The 19758-nt window shown below is 67.7% G+C and carries 22 protein-coding genes; 13 read left to right on the forward strand and 9 right to left on the reverse strand.

Going from position 1 to position 19758, the window contains the following annotated elements; genetic code table 11:
• The 8 genes from NUV79_RS17710 to NUV79_RS17745 form a co-directional block, all read left to right on the forward strand.
• Positions 1-1265, forward strand: a 1265-nt coding sequence (locus NUV79_RS17710) for a chemotaxis protein CheA (RefSeq protein ID WP_257734426.1), incomplete at its 5' end; no start/stop codon positions are given.
• Entirely contained in the window at positions 1262-1774 is a 513-nt protein-coding gene (locus NUV79_RS17715; RefSeq protein WP_257734427.1) for a chemotaxis protein CheW, read from the forward strand. The genes NUV79_RS17710 and NUV79_RS17715, both read left to right, overlap by 4 nt.
• 65 nt (positions 1775-1839) lie before the next feature.
• On the forward strand, positions 1840-3657 hold the full coding sequence (locus tag NUV79_RS17720) for a methyl-accepting chemotaxis protein (protein ID WP_257734428.1): 1818 nt from the start codon (positions 1840-1842) through the stop codon (positions 3655-3657).
• Positions 3658-3660: 3 nt separating this feature from the next.
• The gene (locus NUV79_RS17725; RefSeq protein WP_257734429.1) at positions 3661-4539 is read left to right on the forward strand and encodes a CheR family methyltransferase; all 879 of its coding nucleotides are present in this window, start codon (positions 3661-3663) and stop codon (positions 4537-4539) included.
• A complete protein-coding gene (locus NUV79_RS17730; RefSeq protein ID WP_257734430.1) occupies positions 4536-5129 on the forward strand; it encodes a chemoreceptor glutamine deamidase CheD in 594 nt (197 codons plus the stop codon). The genes NUV79_RS17725 and NUV79_RS17730 overlap by 4 nt, the downstream gene beginning before the upstream one ends.
• Positions 5129-6238: a chemotaxis-specific protein-glutamate methyltransferase CheB gene (gene cheB / locus NUV79_RS17735; protein WP_257734431.1), complete on the forward strand. Its 1110-nt coding sequence runs from the start codon at positions 5129-5131 to the stop codon at positions 6236-6238. The genes NUV79_RS17730 and cheB overlap by 1 nt, the downstream gene beginning before the upstream one ends.
• 12 nt (positions 6239-6250) lie before the next feature.
• Positions 6251-6637, forward strand: a complete 387-nt coding sequence (locus tag NUV79_RS17740) for a response regulator (RefSeq protein ID WP_047578914.1) — start codon at positions 6251-6253, stop codon at positions 6635-6637.
• A 123-nt stretch (positions 6638-6760) separates the two neighbouring features.
• Positions 6761-7330 (forward strand): glutathione peroxidase, encoded by a 570-nt coding sequence (locus tag NUV79_RS17745; protein WP_257734432.1) that lies wholly within the window; start codon positions 6761-6763, stop codon positions 7328-7330.
• Between the two features lie 29 nt (positions 7331-7359).
• Here the strand turns inward: NUV79_RS17745 and mog are convergent, their stop codons facing one another.
• Complete coding sequence (gene mog, locus NUV79_RS17750) at positions 7360-7893, reverse strand: molybdopterin adenylyltransferase (RefSeq protein ID WP_257734433.1); 534 nt, start codon at positions 7891-7893, stop codon at positions 7360-7362.
• A gap of 94 nt (positions 7894-7987) precedes the next feature.
• On the opposite strand from mog, the gene NUV79_RS17755 reads away from it, so the two are divergent.
• Positions 7988-8986, forward strand: coding sequence for a hypothetical protein (locus tag NUV79_RS17755; RefSeq protein WP_257734434.1), 999 nt, complete (start codon positions 7988-7990; stop codon positions 8984-8986).
• Here NUV79_RS17755 and NUV79_RS17760 read toward each other — a convergent pair.
• From NUV79_RS17760 to fliK, 3 genes are read right to left on the reverse strand one after another with little or no spacing between them, the layout of a single operon-like run.
• The gene (locus NUV79_RS17760) at positions 8919-10082 is read right to left on the reverse strand and encodes a GNAT family N-acetyltransferase (protein WP_257734435.1); all 1164 of its coding nucleotides are present in this window, start codon (positions 10080-10082) and stop codon (positions 8919-8921) included. The genes NUV79_RS17755 and NUV79_RS17760 overlap by 68 nt on opposite strands.
• Positions 10079-10372 (reverse strand): EscU/YscU/HrcU family type III secretion system export apparatus switch protein, encoded by a 294-nt coding sequence (locus NUV79_RS17765; RefSeq protein WP_257734436.1) that lies wholly within the window; start codon positions 10370-10372, stop codon positions 10079-10081. The genes NUV79_RS17760 and NUV79_RS17765 overlap by 4 nt, the downstream gene beginning before the upstream one ends.
• Entirely contained in the window at positions 10369-12000 is a 1632-nt protein-coding gene (fliK, locus tag NUV79_RS17770) for a flagellar hook-length control protein FliK (RefSeq protein ID WP_257734437.1), read from the reverse strand. The genes NUV79_RS17765 and fliK overlap by 4 nt, the downstream gene beginning before the upstream one ends.
• A 154-nt stretch (positions 12001-12154) precedes the next feature.
• Between fliK and NUV79_RS17775 the strand changes: the two genes are divergently transcribed.
• The gene (locus NUV79_RS17775; RefSeq protein ID WP_257734438.1) at positions 12155-13162 is read left to right on the forward strand and encodes an aldo/keto reductase; all 1008 of its coding nucleotides are present in this window, start codon (positions 12155-12157) and stop codon (positions 13160-13162) included.
• 12 nt (positions 13163-13174) lie between these two features.
• Here NUV79_RS17775 and NUV79_RS17780 read toward each other — a convergent pair whose 3' ends face one another.
• On the reverse strand, positions 13175-13504 hold the full coding sequence (locus NUV79_RS17780; protein WP_257734439.1) for a hypothetical protein: 330 nt from the start codon (positions 13502-13504) through the stop codon (positions 13175-13177).
• A gap of 95 nt (positions 13505-13599) precedes the next feature.
• Positions 13600-14217, reverse strand: coding sequence for a TetR/AcrR family transcriptional regulator (locus NUV79_RS17785; RefSeq protein ID WP_257734440.1), 618 nt, complete (start codon positions 14215-14217; stop codon positions 13600-13602).
• A 112-nt stretch (positions 14218-14329) separates the two neighbouring features.
• Between NUV79_RS17785 and NUV79_RS17790 the strand changes: the two genes are divergently transcribed.
• The gene (locus tag NUV79_RS17790) at positions 14330-15070 is read left to right on the forward strand and encodes an SDR family NAD(P)-dependent oxidoreductase (protein ID WP_257734441.1); all 741 of its coding nucleotides are present in this window, start codon (positions 14330-14332) and stop codon (positions 15068-15070) included.
• A gap of 10 nt (positions 15071-15080) precedes the next feature.
• Here the strand turns inward: NUV79_RS17790 and NUV79_RS17795 are convergent, their stop codons facing one another.
• Positions 15081-15893: an MBL fold metallo-hydrolase gene (locus tag NUV79_RS17795; protein WP_257734442.1), complete on the reverse strand. Its 813-nt coding sequence runs from the start codon at positions 15891-15893 to the stop codon at positions 15081-15083.
• 149 nt (positions 15894-16042) lie between these two features.
• Positions 16043-16591: a hypothetical protein gene (locus tag NUV79_RS17800; RefSeq protein WP_257734443.1), complete on the reverse strand. Its 549-nt coding sequence runs from the start codon at positions 16589-16591 to the stop codon at positions 16043-16045.
• 160 nt (positions 16592-16751) lie between these two features.
• On the opposite strand from NUV79_RS17800, the gene ettA reads away from it, so the two are divergent.
• Positions 16752-18404 carry an energy-dependent translational throttle protein EttA gene (ettA, locus tag NUV79_RS17805; protein ID WP_257734444.1) on the forward strand — a complete coding sequence of 551 codons (1653 nt, stop codon included), beginning with the start codon at positions 16752-16754 and terminating at the stop codon, positions 18402-18404.
• A gap of 150 nt (positions 18405-18554) precedes the next feature.
• Positions 18555-19193, forward strand: a complete 639-nt coding sequence (locus NUV79_RS17810) for a VOC family protein (protein WP_257734445.1) — start codon at positions 18555-18557, stop codon at positions 19191-19193.
• A 7-nt stretch (positions 19194-19200) separates the two neighbouring features.
• Here NUV79_RS17810 and NUV79_RS17815 read toward each other — a convergent pair whose 3' ends face one another.
• Positions 19201-19617, reverse strand: coding sequence for a DUF1801 domain-containing protein (locus tag NUV79_RS17815; RefSeq protein WP_257734446.1), 417 nt, complete (start codon positions 19615-19617; stop codon positions 19201-19203).
• Positions 19618-19758: the final 141 nt, after the last annotated feature.

Raw genomic sequence — 19758 nt, forward strand, 5'->3', positions numbered from 1 at the left:
GACAGGCCGTCGCCCGCGCCGCGCCGCGTGCCCCGGCCGCCCCCGACAACGCGGCACGCCAGCGCCAGGCCGTCAGCGTCCGCGTCGATCTCGACCGCATCGACAAGCTGATGAACCTGGTCGGCGAGATCGTCATCACCCAGTCCATGCTGGTCGAATGCGTCCGCTCGCTGCCCTACGACGTCCACGCCAAGACGGCCGAGGGCATGCTGACGCTCTCGCGTCAAACGCGCGAATTGCAGGACCATGTCATGGCGGTCCGCGCCCAGCCGGTGAAGGCCGTGTTCCAGCGCATGCCGCGCCTGGTCCGCGAACTCGCCCAGACGCTGGGCAAGGAAGTGCGGCTGGTGCTCGAAGGCGAGAACACCGAGGTCGACAAGACGATCATCGAGGAGCTCGCCGATCCGCTGACCCACATGATCCGCAATTCGATGGATCACGGGCTGGAGACGCCGGACGAGCGTGTCGCTGCGGGCAAGTCGCGCGAAGGCACGATCAAGTTGATCGCCGAGCATCGCGCCGGCCGCATCGTCATCTCCGTCACCGATGATGGACGCGGCATCGGCCGCGACAGGCTCCTGGCCAAGGCGCGCTCGCGCGGTCTCGTCGGCGCCGATGAGAAGCTCGCGCCGGAGGAGATCGACCAGCTCATCTTCGCCGCCGGCCTGTCGACGGCCGAGGTCATCAGCGACGTGTCAGGCCGCGGCGTCGGCATGGACGTCGTGCGCCGCAACGTGGAATCGCTCGGCGGCCGCATCTCGGTCGATTCCGAGCCGGGCCGGGGCTGCAAGTTCACGCTGGCCCTGCCGCTGACGCTCGCGGTGCTCGAAGGCATGGTGATCCGCTGCGGCGATGACCGCTACGTCATCCCGATCGCCTCGGTCATCGAGACGCAGCATCTCGCCTCGACCCCGATCGAGCGTCTGCCCTTCGGCCAGGAAGTCCTGCGCTGGCGCGGCGAGGTCACTCCGCTCTATCGCCTCGGCGACGTGATGGGCTCGATGGGCACCACCAACGAGAACATCGTGATCATCGCCGAGAACGAGCGCGGCAACAATGTCGGCATCGCCGTCGACGAGATCGTCGGCCAGCAGCAGGTCGTCGTGAAGAGCCTCGAGGCGAATTACGGCGCGGTCAACGGTGCCTCGGCGGCGACGATCCTCGGCGACGGCCTTGTCGCCCTGATCCTGGATATCGACTCGATGCTACGGCTTGCCGCGTCCGGCAGCCGCAACCCCCAATCTGACCTCAAAATGGCTGGATGACCATGACGCTCCAACTCGGCGAAAAGCACTTCTCGTCTGCACAGCCGGAAGCGGCTGCGCGCCGGATCGTGACCTTCAAGGTCGGCGACCGCACCTTCGGCATCGATGTCGGCATGGTCCGCGAGATCAAGGGCTGGCAGGCGACGACGCCGCTGCCGCATGCGGCCCCGCATGTGCGCGGCGTGCTCAACCTGCGCGGCGTCATCCTTGCGGTCTACGACCTGCGCACCGCGATCGGGCTCGGCGCCACCGAGGCGACGGCGACCCATGTCATCGTGGTCGTCGATGTCGAGGACAAGACCGCCGGCCTGCTGGTCGACTCGGTCTCGGATATCGTCGACGTTCCGGTCACCGCGGTTCGTCCGGCTCCCGACCTGGAGCGCGACGAGCACGGCCTGATCGAAGGCCTCGTCCTGCTCGACACCGATATCGTCGCGCTGCTGGATCTCGCGGCCGTGATCCGCGAAGGCGGCGCCGAGGCCCAGATCAAGACCAGCCGGGCCGCCTGACCTTTTGAGACCAGCCCGAGCGTAGCGTTCAAGAAGCGGGCGAGAACAAGAAACGATCGAACCCCATGGGCAGCGCGCTCGGCCCCTTCTCACGTCTCTCGGTCAGCCAGCCGCTGCTCGCCGCCGGTTCGGCTGCGCTCGCCGGCAGCCTGGCGTCCTATGCCGCCTTCGCCGGTGCGCCCGCCCTGGGTGCCGCCGCGGTCGCGACGGTCGCGCTGTTCGGCGGCGCTGCGGCCTGGGGCACGACCCGTCCGCTCGCGCGCAGCGCTGCCGCTGCGGCTCGACTGGCCGAGGGCGGCGACGTCACATTTCCCAACCTGTCCGGATCAGGCGAGGGGGCGGATCTGTCGCGCGCGCTCGCAGCCATCCATGAACAGGGCCAGGAAGCCGAGCGCCTGCGCGCGGCGCTCGACCATGGCCGCGCCAGCATCATGCTCTGCGATCCCGCCGGCCGGGTCGTCTATGTCAGCAAGGCGCTGCTGCGCTTCTTCGGCGAGGCGCAGGAGGATTTCCGCGCCGCCTTTCCCGGCTGCTCCGCCAAGGACATGCTGGGTCGCGTCATGGAGCGCGTGCAGGGCGAGCATCAGCCGCTCAGCGGCCAGCCGGTGCGCCTCACGCTCGGCCGCCGCACGATCTGCCTGACCCTGACCGCGATGATGCGTGCCGATGGCCGCAGCTTCGGCACTGCCGTGGAATGGCGCGAGATGACCGGCGATCTCAAGCTCGCCGGTGAAATCGTGACGCTCGTCGAGGCGGCCGAGTCCGGAGACTTTTCCCGCCGTCTGTCGTCGGAAGGGCAGCCGCTGCCGCTCGGCCATGCGGTCAAGGGCCTGAACCGGATCAATGCGCTGCTCGAGGGCACGTTCGACCAGATGGCCGATGCCGTCTCCGGGATGGCGGAAGGCGACCTGAACCGCCGCGTCCCGGTGACCCATCAGGGCAGCCTCGGCCAGCTTCAGGACAGCCTCAACGAGACGCTCGAACGGTTCGGAGCGACCTTCGAGACGATCCGGGCGACCGCAGGCCGGGTTTCACAGGTCGCGGCCGAGGTCGATGCCGCGACCACGGAGCTCGCGGCCGGCGCCGGGCGAGCTGCCGCCGATCTCGGCGAGGCTTCGGCCGCAGCCGAGCAGGTCGCGTCTTCGGTCGGGCGCAGCAGCATCCGCACCCGCGAGGCCGGCGAGCTCGCCGGCGAGACGATGAGCGTCGCGCAGCAGGGACAGGGCGTCGTCACGCGCGCGATCGGCGCGATCGAGCGGATCGAAAGCTCGTCGCTGAAGATTTCCGAGATCGTCGGCGTGATCGACGAGATCGCCTTCCAGACCAACCTGCTGGCGCTGAACGCCGCGGTCGAGGCGGCGCGTGCCGGCGATGCCGGAAAGGGCTTTGCCGTGGTCGCGTCCGAAGTGCGCTCTTTGGCGCAGCGTTCGGCGCAAGCGGCCAAGGATATCAAGGGGCTGATCGCCTCGTCGAACGGGCAGGTCGCGGAGGGCGTCGGCTTCGTCCGCGAGACCGGCACGGCGCTGGAGCGCATCGTCGCGGCGGCGGGCAAGGTTTCCGCGACGGTCTCCGAGATCGCCACCGCGACGGCCGAGCAGGCCGGCGGGGCCGGCGAGATGGGCCGCAGCGTCGCCAAGATGGACAAGGGCGTCAGGCAGAACAGCGATCTCGCCGAGCGCAGCGCCGAGGCTGCGGCCGAACTCGCCGACCAGGCGGCCGCGCTGCACGCCCATATCGAGGCGCTCGGCGGACACCACACATTGCACGGCGCTCCGGCTCCGGCCCGGCGCGGCGTCGCGCCCGTGGCGACCCCGGTGTCGCCGCGGACCGTGCAGCAGACACAGCATCGTCGCGTCGCCGCTGGCGGCCGGATGGGGATTTGAGTGATGAACAGACCTGCCTCGTCCAATCCCTTCGCGGCGGCCCAGCCCGCGATGGCCGACGTCACCCTGACCCGCGACGACATGAAGTTCATCGCCACGCTGGTCTATGAGCAGGCCGGTATCGTCATCCGCGAGCACAAGGAAGCGATGACGCGCGGCCGTCTGGCGCGGCGCGTCAAGGCGCTCGGCATGAATTCGGTCGCGGAATACTGCGCCTTCCTCAAGACGCCGCAGGCCGCGGGCGAATTGCCCGAGCTGATCAACGCGGTGACGACGAACCACACCGCGTTCTTCCGCGAGCGCCACCATTTCGATCATCTGCGCAAGGACGTGATGCCGCGCCTCCTGCAGGAGCGTTCCGGCCGGCGCGGCCGCATCCGGATCTGGTCGGCGGCATGCTCGTCCGGCGAGGAGCCCTATTCGATCGCCGCCTCCTGCCGCGACGTGGTGGGGCCGCGCAGCGACCTCGACTTCAAGATCCTGGCGACCGATATCGATACCGACATCCTGACGCGCGCCGAGGCCGGCATCTATCCGGCGGAGCTGTTCGAGCGCCTGCCGTCCGATGTGAAGCCGATGCTCAAGCTCGAAGGCGGGGCAGGGCGGGGCGAGGCCCGGATCAGCGAAGAGCTGCGCCGGATGATCGCCTTCAAGCGGCTCAACCTGATCGAGAAATGGCCGATGAGCGGCCCGTTCGACGTGATCTTCTGCCGCAACGTCTTCATCTATTTCGACACGCAGACCAAGGCCTCGATCCTCGACCGTTTCGTGACGCTGCTGGCGCCTGGCGGCTTCCTCTATCTCGGGCACTCGGAATCGCTGCCGCAACCGCATCCGAACCTGCGCCTGATCGGCCGCACCATCTACGAGAGGACTGCATGAGCGTCTCCCGGTCCTCTCGCCGCTATTTCGATCCGCGCTTCCAGGCGACGATCATCACCGTCGCGCCGGGCGAGCACGAGATCACCTCCGCCAAGGACGAGATCGTCGCGACCGTGCTCGGCTCCTGCGTCTCGGTCTGCATGCGCGATCCCGTCGCCGGCGTCGGCGGCCTGAACCATTTCCTGCTGCCGAAGAACAATGGCGGCTCGGATTCCAGCGCTGGCGAGCGCTATGGCGACACCGCCATGGAGGTGCTGATCAACGACCTGTTGAAGCGCGGCGCCAAGAGGAGCAATTTCGAGGCGAAGGTCTTCGGCGGGGCGCGCGTGCTCTCGGGCGCCACGATGCTCGCGATCGGCGACGGCAACATCGCCTTCGTCAACGAATTCCTGAAGGTCGAGGGCATCCCGGTGGTCTCGCGGGATGTCGGCGGCACGCGCTCGCGGCGCATCCATTACCAGCCCTCGACGGGCCGGGCCTGGGTACAGCATGTCCAGCCCACCGCGCGCGACAGCGGCCACGAGCAGGAAGTCGCCTATCTCAACCGGCTCAAGACGCAGCCGGTGGCTGGTGAAGTGGAGGTCTGGTGATGGTTGTCGCGACGTCTTCCGCTGCCCCGGTCAAGGTCCTCGTCGTCGACGATTCCGTGCTGATGCAGAAGCTGATGACGCAGATCATCAATTCTGCGCCGGGCTTCGAGGTGATCGGCATCGCCGGCAGCGCCGAGGAGGGCTGGGACGCCATCCAGGAGCTCAGGCCCGATGTCGTGACGCTCGATCTCGAACTGCCGGGCCGGCACGGCCTGAAGCTTCTGGCGCGCGTGCTGAAGCAGGACCCGCTGCCCGTGCTGATCGTCTCGGCCTTCGGTGGTCCAGGCGCGGACAACACCATCCAGGCGCTGGAGCTCGGCGCGATCGACTTCATCGAGAAGCCGGATGGTACGACCCATACGCTCGACGGCTTCATGAAGCATCTCGTCGCGGCTTTGCAGCGCGCCGCGGCCAGCCGCAAGATGATCGCCGCCGCTAGGCAGATGACGCAGATGGCCGCCGCTGCACCGGCCCGTCCTGCTGTGGCCCCGCCACGGGAGCCGGCCCGCAGCGGCAAGACCTCGATGATCGCGATCGGCGCCTCGACCGGCGGCGTGCCGGCCGTGCAGACGGTGATGCGCGATCTCGCCCATCTCAGGCTACCGATCGTCGTCGTGCAGCACATGCCGCCGGGCTACACGGCGAAGTTCGCGGCGCGGCTTGCGACCGCGACGGGCCTCGATGTGCGCGAGGCGGCTGACGGTGATAAGCTGCGTCCCGGTATGGCCGTGGTGGCGCCGGGTGGGCCGCGGCATCTCGAGATCGAGGAACGCCGCGGCGAGTTCGTCTGCGTGCTGCGCGAGGGGCCGCTGGTCAGCGGTCATTCGCCTTCCGTCGACGTGATGTTCCATTCCGTGGCACGCAGCGTCGGCAGCCATGCGGTCGGCATCCTGCTGACCGGCATGGGGCGCGACGGTGCTGACGGATTGTTAGCCATGCGCAAAGCCGGCGCCGAGACGTTAATCCAAAGCGGGGAGACCTGCGTGGTAAACGGGATGCCGAAAGCGGCTTTCGAGATCGGAGCCGCCGACAGGGTCGTCCCGCTCACCCAGATCGGTGGAGCAGTCGGGCAGCTGGTCGGCGAGCGGCCGAATCTACGCACCGCGTAAGGAGCAAAAGTTATGTCAAAGGCCAGAAGCGAATACCGCATCCTGGTGGTCGACGACCAGAAGAGCATGCGCGGCCTGGCGACCTATTTCCTCAAGCAGATCGAGTTCCAGGACATCGACGAGGCGGAGAACGCCCGCGAGGCCCTGATGAAGATGCAGACCAAGCGCTATGATCTGCTGCTGCTCGACTGGAACATGGACGGCATGAGCGGCATCGACCTGCTGCGCGCCATCCGCTCGGTGCCGGAACTGAACCAGATCAAGATCATCATGGCGACCTCGGAACGCTCGGTCGACAAGATGGACGAGGCGACCAGCAACGGCGCCGACCATTACGTCGTGAAGCCCTACGAATTGCGCGACCTCGAGGTGCGGGTGAAGAAGGTCCTCGCTTGCTGAGAGTTGTCTGCAGAGGCCTTGCGGTCTCGCCATCGTGAAGCGAAGCCCCGCGCCGGCCGGCTGCGGGGCTTTCTGCTTTGGGGCATGATGCCGCCCGTTCGGCTGTCGAACCGGAGAGATGTCATGCTGCCGTCGCGCCGCCAGATCGTCGCCGGGATCGCCGGGGCGACTGCTGCCGGTCTCGTGCCTCGCTCAGTTGCGGCGCAGGCTCTAACCGGCGCCCATGCCTTCGGCTTCGACAAGCCGGGCGGCGGGCGCATGCCGCTCGCCGATTATCGCGGCCGGCCGATCCTCGTCGTCAACACCGCGACGCGCTGCGGCTATGCCGGGCAGATGGCGACGCTGGAACAGCTCTGGCAGCGCTATCAGGCGCGCGGGCTGATGCTCGTCGCCGTGCCGAGCAATGATTTCGGCGGGCAGGAGCCGCTCGAGGGCGCGGCCATCGCCGAGGCCGCCCGCCAGAGCCATGGCGCGACCTACGCCTTCGTCGAGAAGACCGTGGTGCGCGGGCTGGAGGCGCATCCGTTCTATCGCTGGGCCGCTTCGGAGAAGCCCGCGGACACACCGCGCTGGAACTTCCACAAATATCTGATCGGCCGCGACGGCGCGCTGCTCGGCGGCTTTCCGTCCGGGACTGACCCGCTCTCGCCGCAGCTTGTGCAGGCGATCGGGCGTGAGTTGGCGGCGGGTTGAGCCGCCTTGCTCCGAAGCCCGAGGCTATCTCACTTCTTCGGTCGGAAGGCCGCGATCACTTCAGGATCGGTTTCGAGCCTGGGCCCCTCGATCAGGTCGATGCAATAGGGGATCGCCGGCATCACGGCGTCGAGGCATTCGGCGATGGCGCGGGGGCGGCCGGGCAGGTTGACGATCAGCGACTTCCCGCGAATGCCCGCCGTCTGGCGCGAAAGGATCGCTGTCGGCACCTTGGCGAGGCTCACCTGCCGCATCAATTCACCGAAACCGGGCATCGGCTTCTCGACGACGTCCTCGGTTGCCTCCGGCGTGACATCGCGCGGGGCCGGGCCGGTGCCGCCGGTGGTGACGATCAGGCAGCAGCCTTCCTTGTCGGCGAGATCGCGTAGCGTCTCGGCAATTGTCGCGCGATCGTCGGGGATGACGCGCGCGACAGGTTCCCAGGGCGAGGTCAGGACTTTTCGGAAATAGGCATCGATGGCCGGCCCGCCCTCATCCGTATAGATGCCGGCCGAGGCGCGATCGGAGACCGTCACGATTCCGATCCGGGCGGTTGCGCTCATCGTCTCTCTCCTGCAGGTGGCCTGCTGTATCGGCGGGCCGGATGGGCGGTCAAGCCGGCTCGCCAGCACCGGGATGATCTGGTAGCGCAGCGCCATGCGTCTTGCCGCAGCCTTGTCCGGTTCTGCCGAACCACGCAGCTTTGCCACCAGCTTCGCGGCGACGGTCGCGCTGGCGGTCGGTCTGTTGGCGGCGCTGACGCTTTGGCGCGATCCCTACTGGGTGTTTCGCGACAACCCGCCCTGGACGCGCGACGGCGTCGGTGCGAGCCGCCTGCTCGATGTCGAGATGCGCCTGATCAAGCCGCTCCAGATCGCGAGGCTGAAGCCGCAGACGCTGCTGATCGGCTCGTCGGTGGTTTATCGCGGCATCGATCCGCGCGATGCCTCGGCCGAGGCAGGGCAAGTCTACAATGCTGGCTTTTCAGCCCTGATGGCGCGGGAACTACCGGTTCTCGCGGCTCTTGCAGTCGATGTCGGCAGCGTCAGGCGGGTCGTGATCGAGCTCGACTATTTCATGTTCACGGCCTGGCCGCCGCCTCCGCCGATCGACCGGAAACTCGCGACGGCAACGGGGCGCCGGGAGGCGCTGGTCTCGGTCGTGCTCAATCCGAAGGCGATCGACAATCTGCGCGGACCGCGGCCGCTGCGGACCGAGCCCGGCCTCTGGCACGGCGACGGCTACAAGGCGACGCCGGATTTCGATGCCGCGCTGGTCGGCAGGATCAGCCGTGAGCAGAATATCGCGGCGATGACCTATCGGCCGGACGATCTGACTTATCTTGAACGGGCGCTCGACCTGCTACGGGGGCTGGAGGTCACGATCGTCCTGTCACCGATGAGCGCGGCGCAGCGGCAGCTCGTCACCGATGGCGCGCGCGCTGGCGAGCTGGCCATCTGGCGGCAAGACATCGCCGCTCTGGCGGCGCGGCGCGGCTTGCCATTCCATGACTTCGTCTCGAACCATCCGTTCGAGGATTTCGATCCCGCCAAGGCGTCGTCGCGCTACTGGCTCGACACCTTGCACTTCAAGCCGGAGGTCGGCCGCTGGCTGCTCGGGCGGATCGGGCTCGGGCGGCATCCCGCAGGCGCCTGAGCCACATCCGGGCGAAGGTGGCGATCTCGGCCGCGCCAGCACGGCCCGGGCCGACGCGGATGATCGCATTGGCCATCTCGCGGCGCTCGCCCCAGACATAGGTGCCGGCATCGACGCCTTCGCCGGCGCCGCTGTCGAAGAAGGCGGGCGGCGTGCCGTTGAAATCGGCCTGCAGCATGGCGATCGCCAGGGTTCGGCCGGGGGAGTGGCGGCCTTGAGTCTCGTCATAGGCGATCTTGAGGAAATGCCGGCGATTGCCGCTTTCGACCAGCAGGCCCATGGCGATGGCGCGCCCGTCATGCAGCAAGGTGTCGATCAGCAGCGTGTCGTCGGCGGCGCTAAGCTCGGCCAGGCGGCGGATATAGGCGGTGTCGGCCGGCAGGCAGGCGATGGCGGTGCCAGCTTCGCCCTTCCAGCCGGAAGCTTCGAGCGCGAGGAAGGCATCAAGCGCTTCAAGGGCCGTGCGGCCGCGATTGCGCCGGAAGGTGAGGGCGCCCTGCTTCCCCACCTGCCGGAACTGCTGCATCCGCTTCTTGTAGGACGAGCCGAGCGTGCGCCTGAGGTAGGCTTCGAAATTGTCGTCCGGGCGCGGGATCATCACCGGGCGGACCCAGCGCTCATAGGTCGAGATCGCGCTGCCGGTCTGGCGGCAGGCTTCGGCCAAGGCGGCATAGCAGGGGCCGTCTAGCGGAAGCAGCGGCAGAAGGAGACGGTGTGGCAGATCGCGCGAGCCGAGGAGATAGCGCATCAGCGCGCGTGCCGCCTCGGCCGCATGGTCGCGGTCGAGCACCGGCAGCGACGAGACCTCGTAGAGCGGTACCAGCGGCGATGCGAGGGAGGCGGCAAAGCCGCTGCGCCAGCCATGCTCGCGCCGGAAGGCCCAGACGCCGACGAGCTGTTCGAAATCGAGGGCTTCGCTGAGCCAGGCGCAGAGAACGACGATCTCGTCCTCCGGCACCAGCGTCGTCGCGGCCGAGACGGCGGCCGGTGCCATATGCGGATTTGGCTCCAGCGCGTGGCGCGCGAGCTCCGCGAAAACCGGCCCCAGCTCCGCGTAAGCGGTGGGGCCGAGGCGCCTGACGACGATCGTGCTCAAGACCGATGGCCGTCCCGGTTCGGCCGGCGCAACTCGCCGCGCAGGGAGAGGACGAAGGCGATGACCTGCGCGGTCGCGCGGTAAAGCTCCTCGGGAATCTGGTCATCGAGTTCCACGGCCGAAAGCGCCTGTGCCAAGATCGCATTCTGCTCGACGGCGACGTTATGCTCCCTGGCGGTCTCGACGATGCGTTCGGCCAGTTCGCCACGGCCCTTCGCGGTGACGCGCGGCGCACCATGCCCGTCATATTCGAGCGCGACGGCGATGCGGGGCGGCTGCGGCGCACTCATGACAGGCGATCCAGGAACTGGCCGGCGGTCGGCTGCATCACGCGTGGCTGGCCGGTATGGATGTCGATGGCGCCGCTGGCGAAATCGGCGTCGAGCAAGGCACCTTCGAGGCCGGGCGCCGCGCCGCGCAGGAGTTGGCTGGTTTCCTCGCGCTCGGCCCAGATCGAGACGCCGACATCGCGGCCCTGCAAGGTGACGACGCCCTGGAGCGGCCCCATCGGCTCGACATCGAGCGCGAAACGGATGCGCCAGACCGGTGGGCTCACGCCCTGCGCATCGCGGCGAGGCGGATCGCGCTCGACCTGGAGCGGCAGCATCGCGATGCCATGCTGGAAGGCGAGCGGAATCTCGGCGAGCCAGCGCTGTGCCGGTTGCGTGCCGTCCTGCCGGCCAGGCTCCAGCGGTAGCGAGGCATATTGCGTCAGCTTGATCCGGTCGAGCGCGGCCTCGGTCTGGTCGAGCAGGGTCTCGGCGATGGCGAGCGGCTTCTCGCCCGGCGCCAGCGAGGGCTCCACGGCTGGCTGCGGCGCAAGGGGGCCGTCGCGTCGCGGCGGGGCTAGGCGGGTGGATTGGTCCATGGAGCCGGCCTGCTGCTCCGCTGCCTGCTCGCTGCCGTGGTCATGACGGCTCGCCTTCGGGTCCGGCGACAGGGCGTCGATGATCGGCAGCAGGGTTTCGCGCAGCGCTTGCAGGCCGGCCTTGAGATCGCCTTGCCGCGGCGTAGGCAGTGCTGCGGCCTGACGCGCGTCGAGGAAGAGCCCGGACGCCTGAAAGGCTTCCTTCAACCTTGCCGCCGTCGGCGCCTGCCTTTCGGCCGGAATGGCCTGCGCCAGCACCTGCTGGATCGCGGGCGGCAACGTCTTGGGCAGGGCCAGCGAGATCGAGCCCTGCGCGATGGCGCGCAGATTGGCGAAGAGCGGGGCTAATCCTCCTTGCTGCTGAAGCATGGGGCCGAGCAGCGGCCCGGCGATGGCGCGCGCGGTTGCGGCCGTGATCACCGGAGGAGCGGGAGACGTGGCGGTCGCCGGCGGGGCGGGGCTGACGGGGGTGGGGTTGGCGGATGCGGAGCCTGCCGCGACCGGAGGCGTGGCTGCCGGCAGGCCCAGCGTCTGCAACGCTTGCTGCAGGAAGGCCTGCTGCACAGCGACCGGGGAGGGTGGATGCGCGGCCTGCGCGGCTGCTGGCGCCGGCATGGCGACGGGCTGTGGCGTAGGAGCGGGGCCGGCGGCCGAGAGCGGCCGGGCTGGGGCGGTTGCCGAAGCCGGAAGCGCGTTGAGCTGCCCAGGTTGGGGCGCCGGGGCCGATTGCGACTGAGGCTGCCCGGTCGCAGCTGCCGATGGCGGGCGCACGTCGACCAATGTGGCGCGCAGGTCGCCGCCGGGCTGCTCGGGAGGGTCGAGGCGCAGGAGCAAGGTTGCTCCTGGCTGCAAGGCGGCTTGCCGCGCCTGCGGGCCGGCGAGGACGAGCGCGACCTTGGTCTCGCCGATCATGGCCGTCGCGGTGCCGTCCGGTTCCAGCGAAGCGAGCCTGGCCTGCACCGTCCGGCCAGCCGTCAGCTCGCCGCCAGCGTCGAGCGCCTGCAGCAAGGTGGCAAGGGTCTGGCTCTTGACGAGCTGGGCGAGATTCATCGGGTGGACCTGTGACGACGCACCACCCTGTCACGAAAGATTAAGCATTTCCTTGCTGGCCGGCCGCGCCATGCAGGGCGTGCCTGCGCGCCGGGCGCTGGCGTATGGCGCGGCGCTGCGGCAGGTTTGGCCACCCCGTTCGAGGATATCTGCCATGGACTATCGCCGTCTCGGTCGCTCCGGCCTCAAGGTCTCGCCGCTCTGCCTGGGCACGATGATGTTCGGCGGTCCGACTGAGGAGGCGACCTCGCGCCGGATCATCGACAGCGCCCGCGAGGCCGGGATCAATTTCATCGATACGGCCGATGTCTATAACGAGGGCCAGTCCGAGGAGGTCACGGGCCGCGCCATCGCCGCGCATCGCTACGACTGGGTGCTGGCGACCAAGGTCGCGAACATCATGGGCAAGGGGCCGATGAAAGGCGGGCTGTCGCGGCGCTGGGTGCTGCGCGCCTGCGAGGACAGCCTGCGCCGGCTCGGCACCGAGACGATCGACATCTACTACCTCCACAAAGAGGACCACACGACGCCGCTGGAAGAGACGGTGCATGCGATCGCCGATCTCGTGCGGCAGGGCAAGATCCGGCATTTCGGGGTCTCGAACTATCGCGCCTGGCGCCTCGCCGAGATCTGCCGGCTCTGCGACGAGCTCGGCATCGATCGGCCGGTCGTCAGCCAGCCCTATTACAACGCGATGAACCGCATGCCCGAGGTCGAGCATCTGCCGGCCTGCGGCTATTTCGGCCTTGGCGTCGCCTCCTATTCGCCCTTGGCGCGCGGCGTTCTCACGGCGAAATACGCGCCGGGTCAGGCCCCGGCGGAAGGCACGCGCGCCGGACGCGGCGACCGGCGGATGATGCAGGCGGAGTGGCGCGAGGAAAGCCTGATCATCGCCCAGACGATCAAGGAGCACGCCGCCGGGAAGGGGCTGACGCCGATCCAGTTCGCGGTGCGCTGGGTGCTGAACAATGCCTTCGTGACGGCCGCGATCGCCGGTCCGCGCACCTTCGAGCAATGGGAGGCCTATCTTGCGGCGCTCGATGCCGGGTTCGATGCCGAGGATGAGGCGCTGATCGACCGGCTGGTGCCGGCCGGGCATCCCTCGACGCCGGGCTACAGCGACCCGGCCTATCCGCTCGAAGGGCGCGTCAGCCGCGCCTGAGCGATGAGGCGCTCAATTCATCATGCAGAAGCCGCCGACCACCATATCGGTCTGGCACCACGGCTTCTTGGTCTCGCTGGTGGACGAGAGGCGCAGCGGTACAGGCTCTTCGCGCGGCTGATGGGCTGTCGCCGGGGGAAAAGGCACGCGCTCGGGCTGCTTGGCGGCGGCTTGGGCACGGTTGGCGCCCAGCGCGACGCCGGGCACGACGACGACGCTGCGGCTGGTCGTGGTGGACGAGCCGGAACTGCGTCCGCCCCCGCGGAACCGCGCCGCCTCGGCCTGGACAGGCAGCAAGGTGGCGGTCGCGAGCAGGCAGGCGAGGGCGGCGATGCGGCGCATGGAGGCAGTCTCCCGATTGCCGACAGGATGCCGTGATCTGCCGCTAGGGCAAGGAAAGCCTGAAATCAGTCTCAGCGAGGCGTTAACGCGGATTTTCAGGCGGCGGCGCGTGGCCGGGTGAGACTGTCCCATGCGGCCATGGCGCCCTGCGCGATCGTCTCCAGCATTGGGCGTGAGGCACCGTCGCGCGCCTGGATCGACATGCCCTGCTGAACGGTGACGTAATAGCTCGCGATCCCCGGCAGATCGAGCGAGGCCGGCAATTCGCCTTCAGTGATGGCCCGCCGCAGCCGCTGCTCGATCATGCTGACGCTGCCGGCCCGCATCTCGCGCAGGATGCGGCTGGTCTCGTCGCCGACGCCGACGGCATTCACCGCCGAGAGCACGACCATGCAGCCGGGTGGCCGGCCGGGCCGGGTGAAGGTCCTGGCGCTCGCCATCAGATAACCTTCGAGCGCGGCCCGCGCGGTGGGCGCGTCCTGGAGCGGTGCCAGAATATCGTCGCTCTCGGTCGTGGCGAAATGGTGGATCGCCTCGCGATAGAGCGCCTCCTTGCTGCCGAAGGCGGCATAGAGGCTCGGCGAGTTAATGCCCATGGCCTCGGTGAGGTCGCTCATCGAGGCCGCCTGGTAGCCGCGCTCCCAGAAGACGTCCATGGCGCGCTCCAGCGCGGCCTGCCGGTCGAAACTGCGTGGACGGCCCCGCTCGGCCATGGATTCGGCTCCTCGGAATTATTTTTGTGATGACCATTATATATTTCTCTTGACGGCCTCAGGCAAGCGCATCATGTATTGTGTATCGATCATCACATAAATGGAGTTTGCCATGTCACGCCTTGCCGGAAAGCGCGCGCTCGTCACCGGCGGCAGCCGCGGAATCGGCGCCGCCATCGCCCGCAGGCTCGCTGCCGAGGGCGCCGATGTCGCGCTGACCTATGAGCGCTCCGCCGACAAGGCGGCAGCGGTCGTCAGGGAGATCGAGGCGCTCGGCCGCAAGGGCTTCGCCATCGCCGCCGACAGCGCCGACCCTGCCGCGGTGACGCGCGCGGTCGATGATGCCGCCAGGGCGCTCGGCGGGCTCGATATCCTCGTCAACAATGCCGGCATCTATCGCGGCGGCCCGGTCGCCGACTGGAGCCTCGCCGATATCGATGCGACGCTTTCGGTCAATGTCCGCGCTGTGGTGCTGGCTTCGCAGGCGGCTGCGGCGCATCTGGGCGAGGGTGGGCGGATCATCTCGACCGGCTCCTGCCTCGCCGACCGCGTCGTCGAGCCCAATGTCACGCTCTATGCGATGAGCAAGGCGGCGCTGATCGGCTTCACCAAGGGGCTGGCGCGCGATCTCGGGCCGCGCGGTATCACGGTCAACATCGTCCATCCCGGCTCGACCGATACCGACATGAACCCTGCCGGCGGCCCCGGTGCCGATGCCCAGCGGGCGCGCATGGCGATCCCGCGCTATGGCCAGCCGGAGGACATCGCCGGGCTCGTCGCCTATCTCGCCAGCGAGGAAGCGCGCTTCATCACCGGCGCCGGCTTCGCCATCGACGGCGGCGTGAATACCTGACGCCGCTGGCCTAGTGCCCGGGCAGGACGATCATGGTGGGCTTGGCCGGCAGTGTCGCCTTGCCCAGCGTGATCGTCGGCTGCTCGCGGCGCTCGACCGGCCAAATGTCCTGCGTGCGGGCGAGGAAGCGGTTCAGCGTGCCGCCGCCGAAGAAATGCATCGGGATCATCACCCGCGCCTGGATCGATTTGAGCACGTCCAGCATGCCGGTCTGGTCGAGCGTGTAGCTGCCATCGACCGGGAAGAGCACGATATCGACCCGGCCGAGCGCACGCAGATGGCCGGGTTCCAGCGGATGATGCAGATGGCCGAGATGGGCGATGCAGAGCTCGCCGATCTCGAAGATGAAGATCGAATTGCCATCATAGTCCGTGCCGCCCTCGTAGGTGCGGATATTGGTCGGCACGTTGCGCACGCGGACATCGCCGAAGGTGAGGTCGTGCTGCGCCGCGCCCCGGCCGGACAGGTCCCAGCCGGGCAGGACATGCTTGATGGCGGGGTCGGGATTGCGCGAGTTGTGCGTCGAGTGCGCCTTGTTCATCGTGGCGATGTCGGGCGTCACCGGCGGGCGGACATAATCGTTGTAATCGGTCGCGATCTTCACGCCGCCCGGCGTCTCGATCAGGAAGGTGGCGTGGCCGACGAAGGTCAGCCTTGCCTCGCCCTTCGCCAGTTGCACCCGGTGGATCGGCAGGCCGAGGCTGGCCATCTCCGGCCGGCAGCCGGGTTCGTTAGACTGGGCGCGGGCCGGTGCGAAGCCCAGGGCAGCGCTCAAGGCGATGCCGACGAAAGCCAATAACCCGAAGGTGCGCGACAGCTTCATCGTCCGGCTCCGGTTGCGCGTTGCCCGTAACGATCAGGCAAAGGGCGGGCCGTGAAAAGCGCGCTGGCGGTTTCGTGATCCGGCTCTCACTTAGTGATAGAGAACGCGTGATCCGAACAGACTGCGGTGCAGTCTGTTCGGCGCGTGCTCTAGGGTTGCGCGGAGCGCCGGACCTCGACCGTCGCAGCCGCAAGGCGGCGGTAGAGCTTCCGGCGTCGCAGGATCGGAACCCAGTCGTAGAGGAACATCTCGGCCGGGCGCCAGATCACCACCCAGCCGATGATGATCAGGCTTTCCTGAAACAGGCGGGCGAAGGGGCCTTCATAGGCCTTCGTCAGCAGCCAGCTCAGGAACAGGCAGGCGGCGAGCCCGACGAAGCCGATGGCGAAGGCGAGCCGGCCGTCGCGGAACAGTTCGCGCAGCGCATAGGTCTCAGCCTTCGCCCGGCCGGCGAACCAACTCGTCAGCGCGGTGGCGAGATCGGGCACCGGCCTGTCGGGGGCATCAGGTCTTTCGAGATGGATGACGATCGCGATCGGCTCGTCCTTCGGCAAGTCGCGGGCCCAGTCGACGATGTATTCCTCGGCTTCGGCCGCGATGTCGCCCTCGCGGAAGGGGAAGGGGTCGAGCGTGTTGAAGAGCTGGGCGCCGTCGCGCAGCCGCAGCGCGACCGTCGCCCTGCCATCCCTGTCCTGCATTTCGAATCGCCCCCGCTGCTGTAGACCGGCATTGTTCCGGACAAGTCTGGCCTCCGCAATGCGCCGGACGCGGTTGCGGGCGACGCGCCCGGTCGCTACATAGCGGCCAGATTTCCCGACATCCGTCGCCAAGCGTTCTAAAGCGGAGCCCGCTCGCCCCATGTCCCGCCAGTTCATCTACCATATGCGCGGCCTGTCCAAGACCTATCCGGGCGGCAAGCAGGTCCTGAACAACATCCATCTCTCGTTCTATCCGGATGCCAAGATCGGCGTGCTCGGCGTCAACGGCGCGGGTAAGTCGACCCTGCTCAAGATCATGGCCGGCATGGACAAGGAATGGACCGGCGAGGCCTGGGTCGCGGAAGGCGCGCGCGTCGGCTACCTGCCGCAGGAGCCGAAGCTCGATGAGAGCCTGACCGTGCGCGAGAACGTCATGCTCGGCGTGGCCCCGCAGAAGGCGATCCTCGACCGCTATAACGAGCTCGCCATGAACTATTCGGACGAGACCGCCGACGAGATGACCAATCTCCAGGACGAGATCGAGGCCAAGGGCCTGTGGGATCTCGATTCCAAGGTCGACCAGGCGATGGACGCGCTGCGCTGCCCGCCGGACGACTGGGCCGTCGACAAGCTTTCGGGCGGCGAGCGCCGCCGCGTCGCCATGTGCAAGCTCCTGCTGGAGCAGCCGGAACTCCTGCTGCTCGACGAGCCGACCAACCATCTCGACGCCGAGACTACCGCCTGGCTCGAAGGACACCTGCGGACCTATCCGGGCGCGATCCTGATCGTCACCCACGATCGCTACTTCCTCGACAACGTCACGAGCTGGATTCTCGAGCTCGATCGCGGCCAGGGCATCCCCTATGAGGGCAACTACTCGGCCTGGTCGGTGCAGAAGCAGAAGCGCCTTGCCCAGGAAGGCCGCGAGGACGCCTCGCGCCAGAAGACGCTGGAGCGCGAAGCGGAGTGGATGGCGCAGTCGCCCAAGGCCCGCCAGGCCAAGAGCAAGGCCCGCATCCAGCGCTATGACGAGCTCGTCCAGAAGGCCAACAGCAAGGGGCCGGATACCGCCCAGATCATCATCCCGATCGCCGAGCGGCTGGGCAACAACGTCGTCGATTTCGAGGGGCTGTCGAAGGGCTTCCAGGACAAGCTCCTGATCGACGATCTCTCGTTCAAGCTGCCGCCGGGCGGCATCGTCGGCGTGATCGGCCCCAACGGCGCCGGCAAGACCACGCTGTTCAAGATGATCACCGGCGCCGAGAAGCCGGATGCCGGCACGATCAAGGTCGGCGAGAGCGTCCAGCTCGGCTATGTCGACCAAAGCCGCGACTCGCTCGACGACAAGAAGAACGTCTGGGAGGAAATCTCCGGCGGCAACGACGTGCTCTATCTCGGCAAGCGCGAGATCAATTCCCGTGCCTATTGCTCGGCCTTCAATTTCAAGGGCGGCGACCAGCAGAAGAAGGTCGGCTCGCTCTCGGGCGGTGAGCGCAACCGCGTCCATCTCGCCAAGATGCTGAAGTCCGGCGCCAACCTGCTGCTGCTCGACGAGCCGACCAACGACCTCGACGTCGACACGCTGCGCGCGCTGGAGGAGGCGCTGGAGGACTATGCCGGCTGCGCCGTGATCATCAGCCACGATCGCTGGTTCCTCGACCGCATCGCGACCCATATCCTCGCCTTCGAGGGCGACAGCCATGTCGAGTGGTTCGAGGGCAATTTCGCCGATTACGAGGAGGACAAGAAGCGCCGCCTCGGCATCGACTCGACCATTCCGAAGCGCATCCAGTACAAGAAGTTCTCGCGCTGAGTGATTGATATCTGACTCAAAAACGCCCCGCGGTGCCGCAAGGTCCGCGGGGCTTTTTCATGTATTGCTTTAAGATGCGCTGAGGCGTGTCGAAGCGGTCCACGGTCGCAGGTGCTGGACTACAGGCCCGCGTCGGCTTCAACTGACGGCATGCTGACACTCGATCATCTGACCGTCATCGCGCCCACGCTCGCGGAAGGCGTCGCGCATGTTCGGGATTGCCTCGATCTCGATGTGCCCTTCGGCCAGCGGCATGGGTACATGGGCACCCATAATCACCTGCTGCAGCTCGGCGACACGGTCTATCTGGAGATCGTCGCGGTCGATCCCGATGGGACGAATCCGGGGCGCGCCCGCTGGTTCGGGCTCGACGACCGGAAGCAGGTTCGGCGGGAGTGGGATGCCGGCCGTCGCCTGTGCGGCTGGGTCGCCCGGACCGACCGGATCGACGCTGTCCTGAAGGGCCGTGAGGCCATATTCGGTCGCAAGGTGGGCTTGCCGATGGATGCTCCGGCCTTCGATTTCGCCATTCCCGATGACGGTTCGCTGCCCTGGGGTGGAGCAGCTCCCTCGATCATTGACCGGCGTGGCAAGCCGCGCTCGATGGCGACGATCGCCGATCTGGGCGCGTGGTTGCGTGGGTTCTCGCTGGAGCATCCGGAGGCCGATGCAATCGCGGCGCTGTTGCTGGAGCTTGGGACGGAGCGAGGGCCTGTCGTCAGCCACGGGCCGGAGCTGCGTTATCGGGCGCAGATCGAGACGCCTGGCGGGCTGAAGGAGTTATCCTGATCAGCGCCTACATGCGCTCGCCGGGTATGCGACTCGCTTGCCTGACCCAGTCAGAGAACTGCGCTTCGTCGAGGGTGTCGTTTTCGTGGATGTCGAGATAGCGCACCTCCTTCTGTTTGGAGGTGCCGGGCGGCATTGGGTCGAGCAGCGCGCCTTTGAAGAACGAGATCTTCACATAGCGCGTGAAGCAGTGGAGGCCGATGAACCAGGTCTGGTTTCCGGTGCCGTAGAGCGGCGAGTTCCATTTCACCGCCTTCGTCACATCGGGGAAGGCCTCGGCGATCAGGTCGTCGATGCGCCGGCCGACGGCGCTCTTCCAACCGGGCATGGCGGCGATATAGGCCTGCACCGGCGCGTCGCCGTCGCCCTTCGTAATCTGCGGGTTGCCGCCGGATAGAAGGCGCGGCTTGTCGTCTGCACTCATGCGCTCGCTCCTGCCGGATATGCCCTAGTGCGGCCATGTTACGGAAGCAGACGGGCGGGTCGCAACCATGGTGTCCCGTGTCGGGAGGCCCCGGCTGCGACGCTATGACATCACTCCCGCTTGCAGGGTTCGCAGCGTTTT

The organism is Allobosea sp. 47.2.35 (genome assembly GCF_024655635.1).
Lineage (GTDB): Bacteria > Pseudomonadota > Alphaproteobacteria > Rhizobiales > Beijerinckiaceae > Allobosea.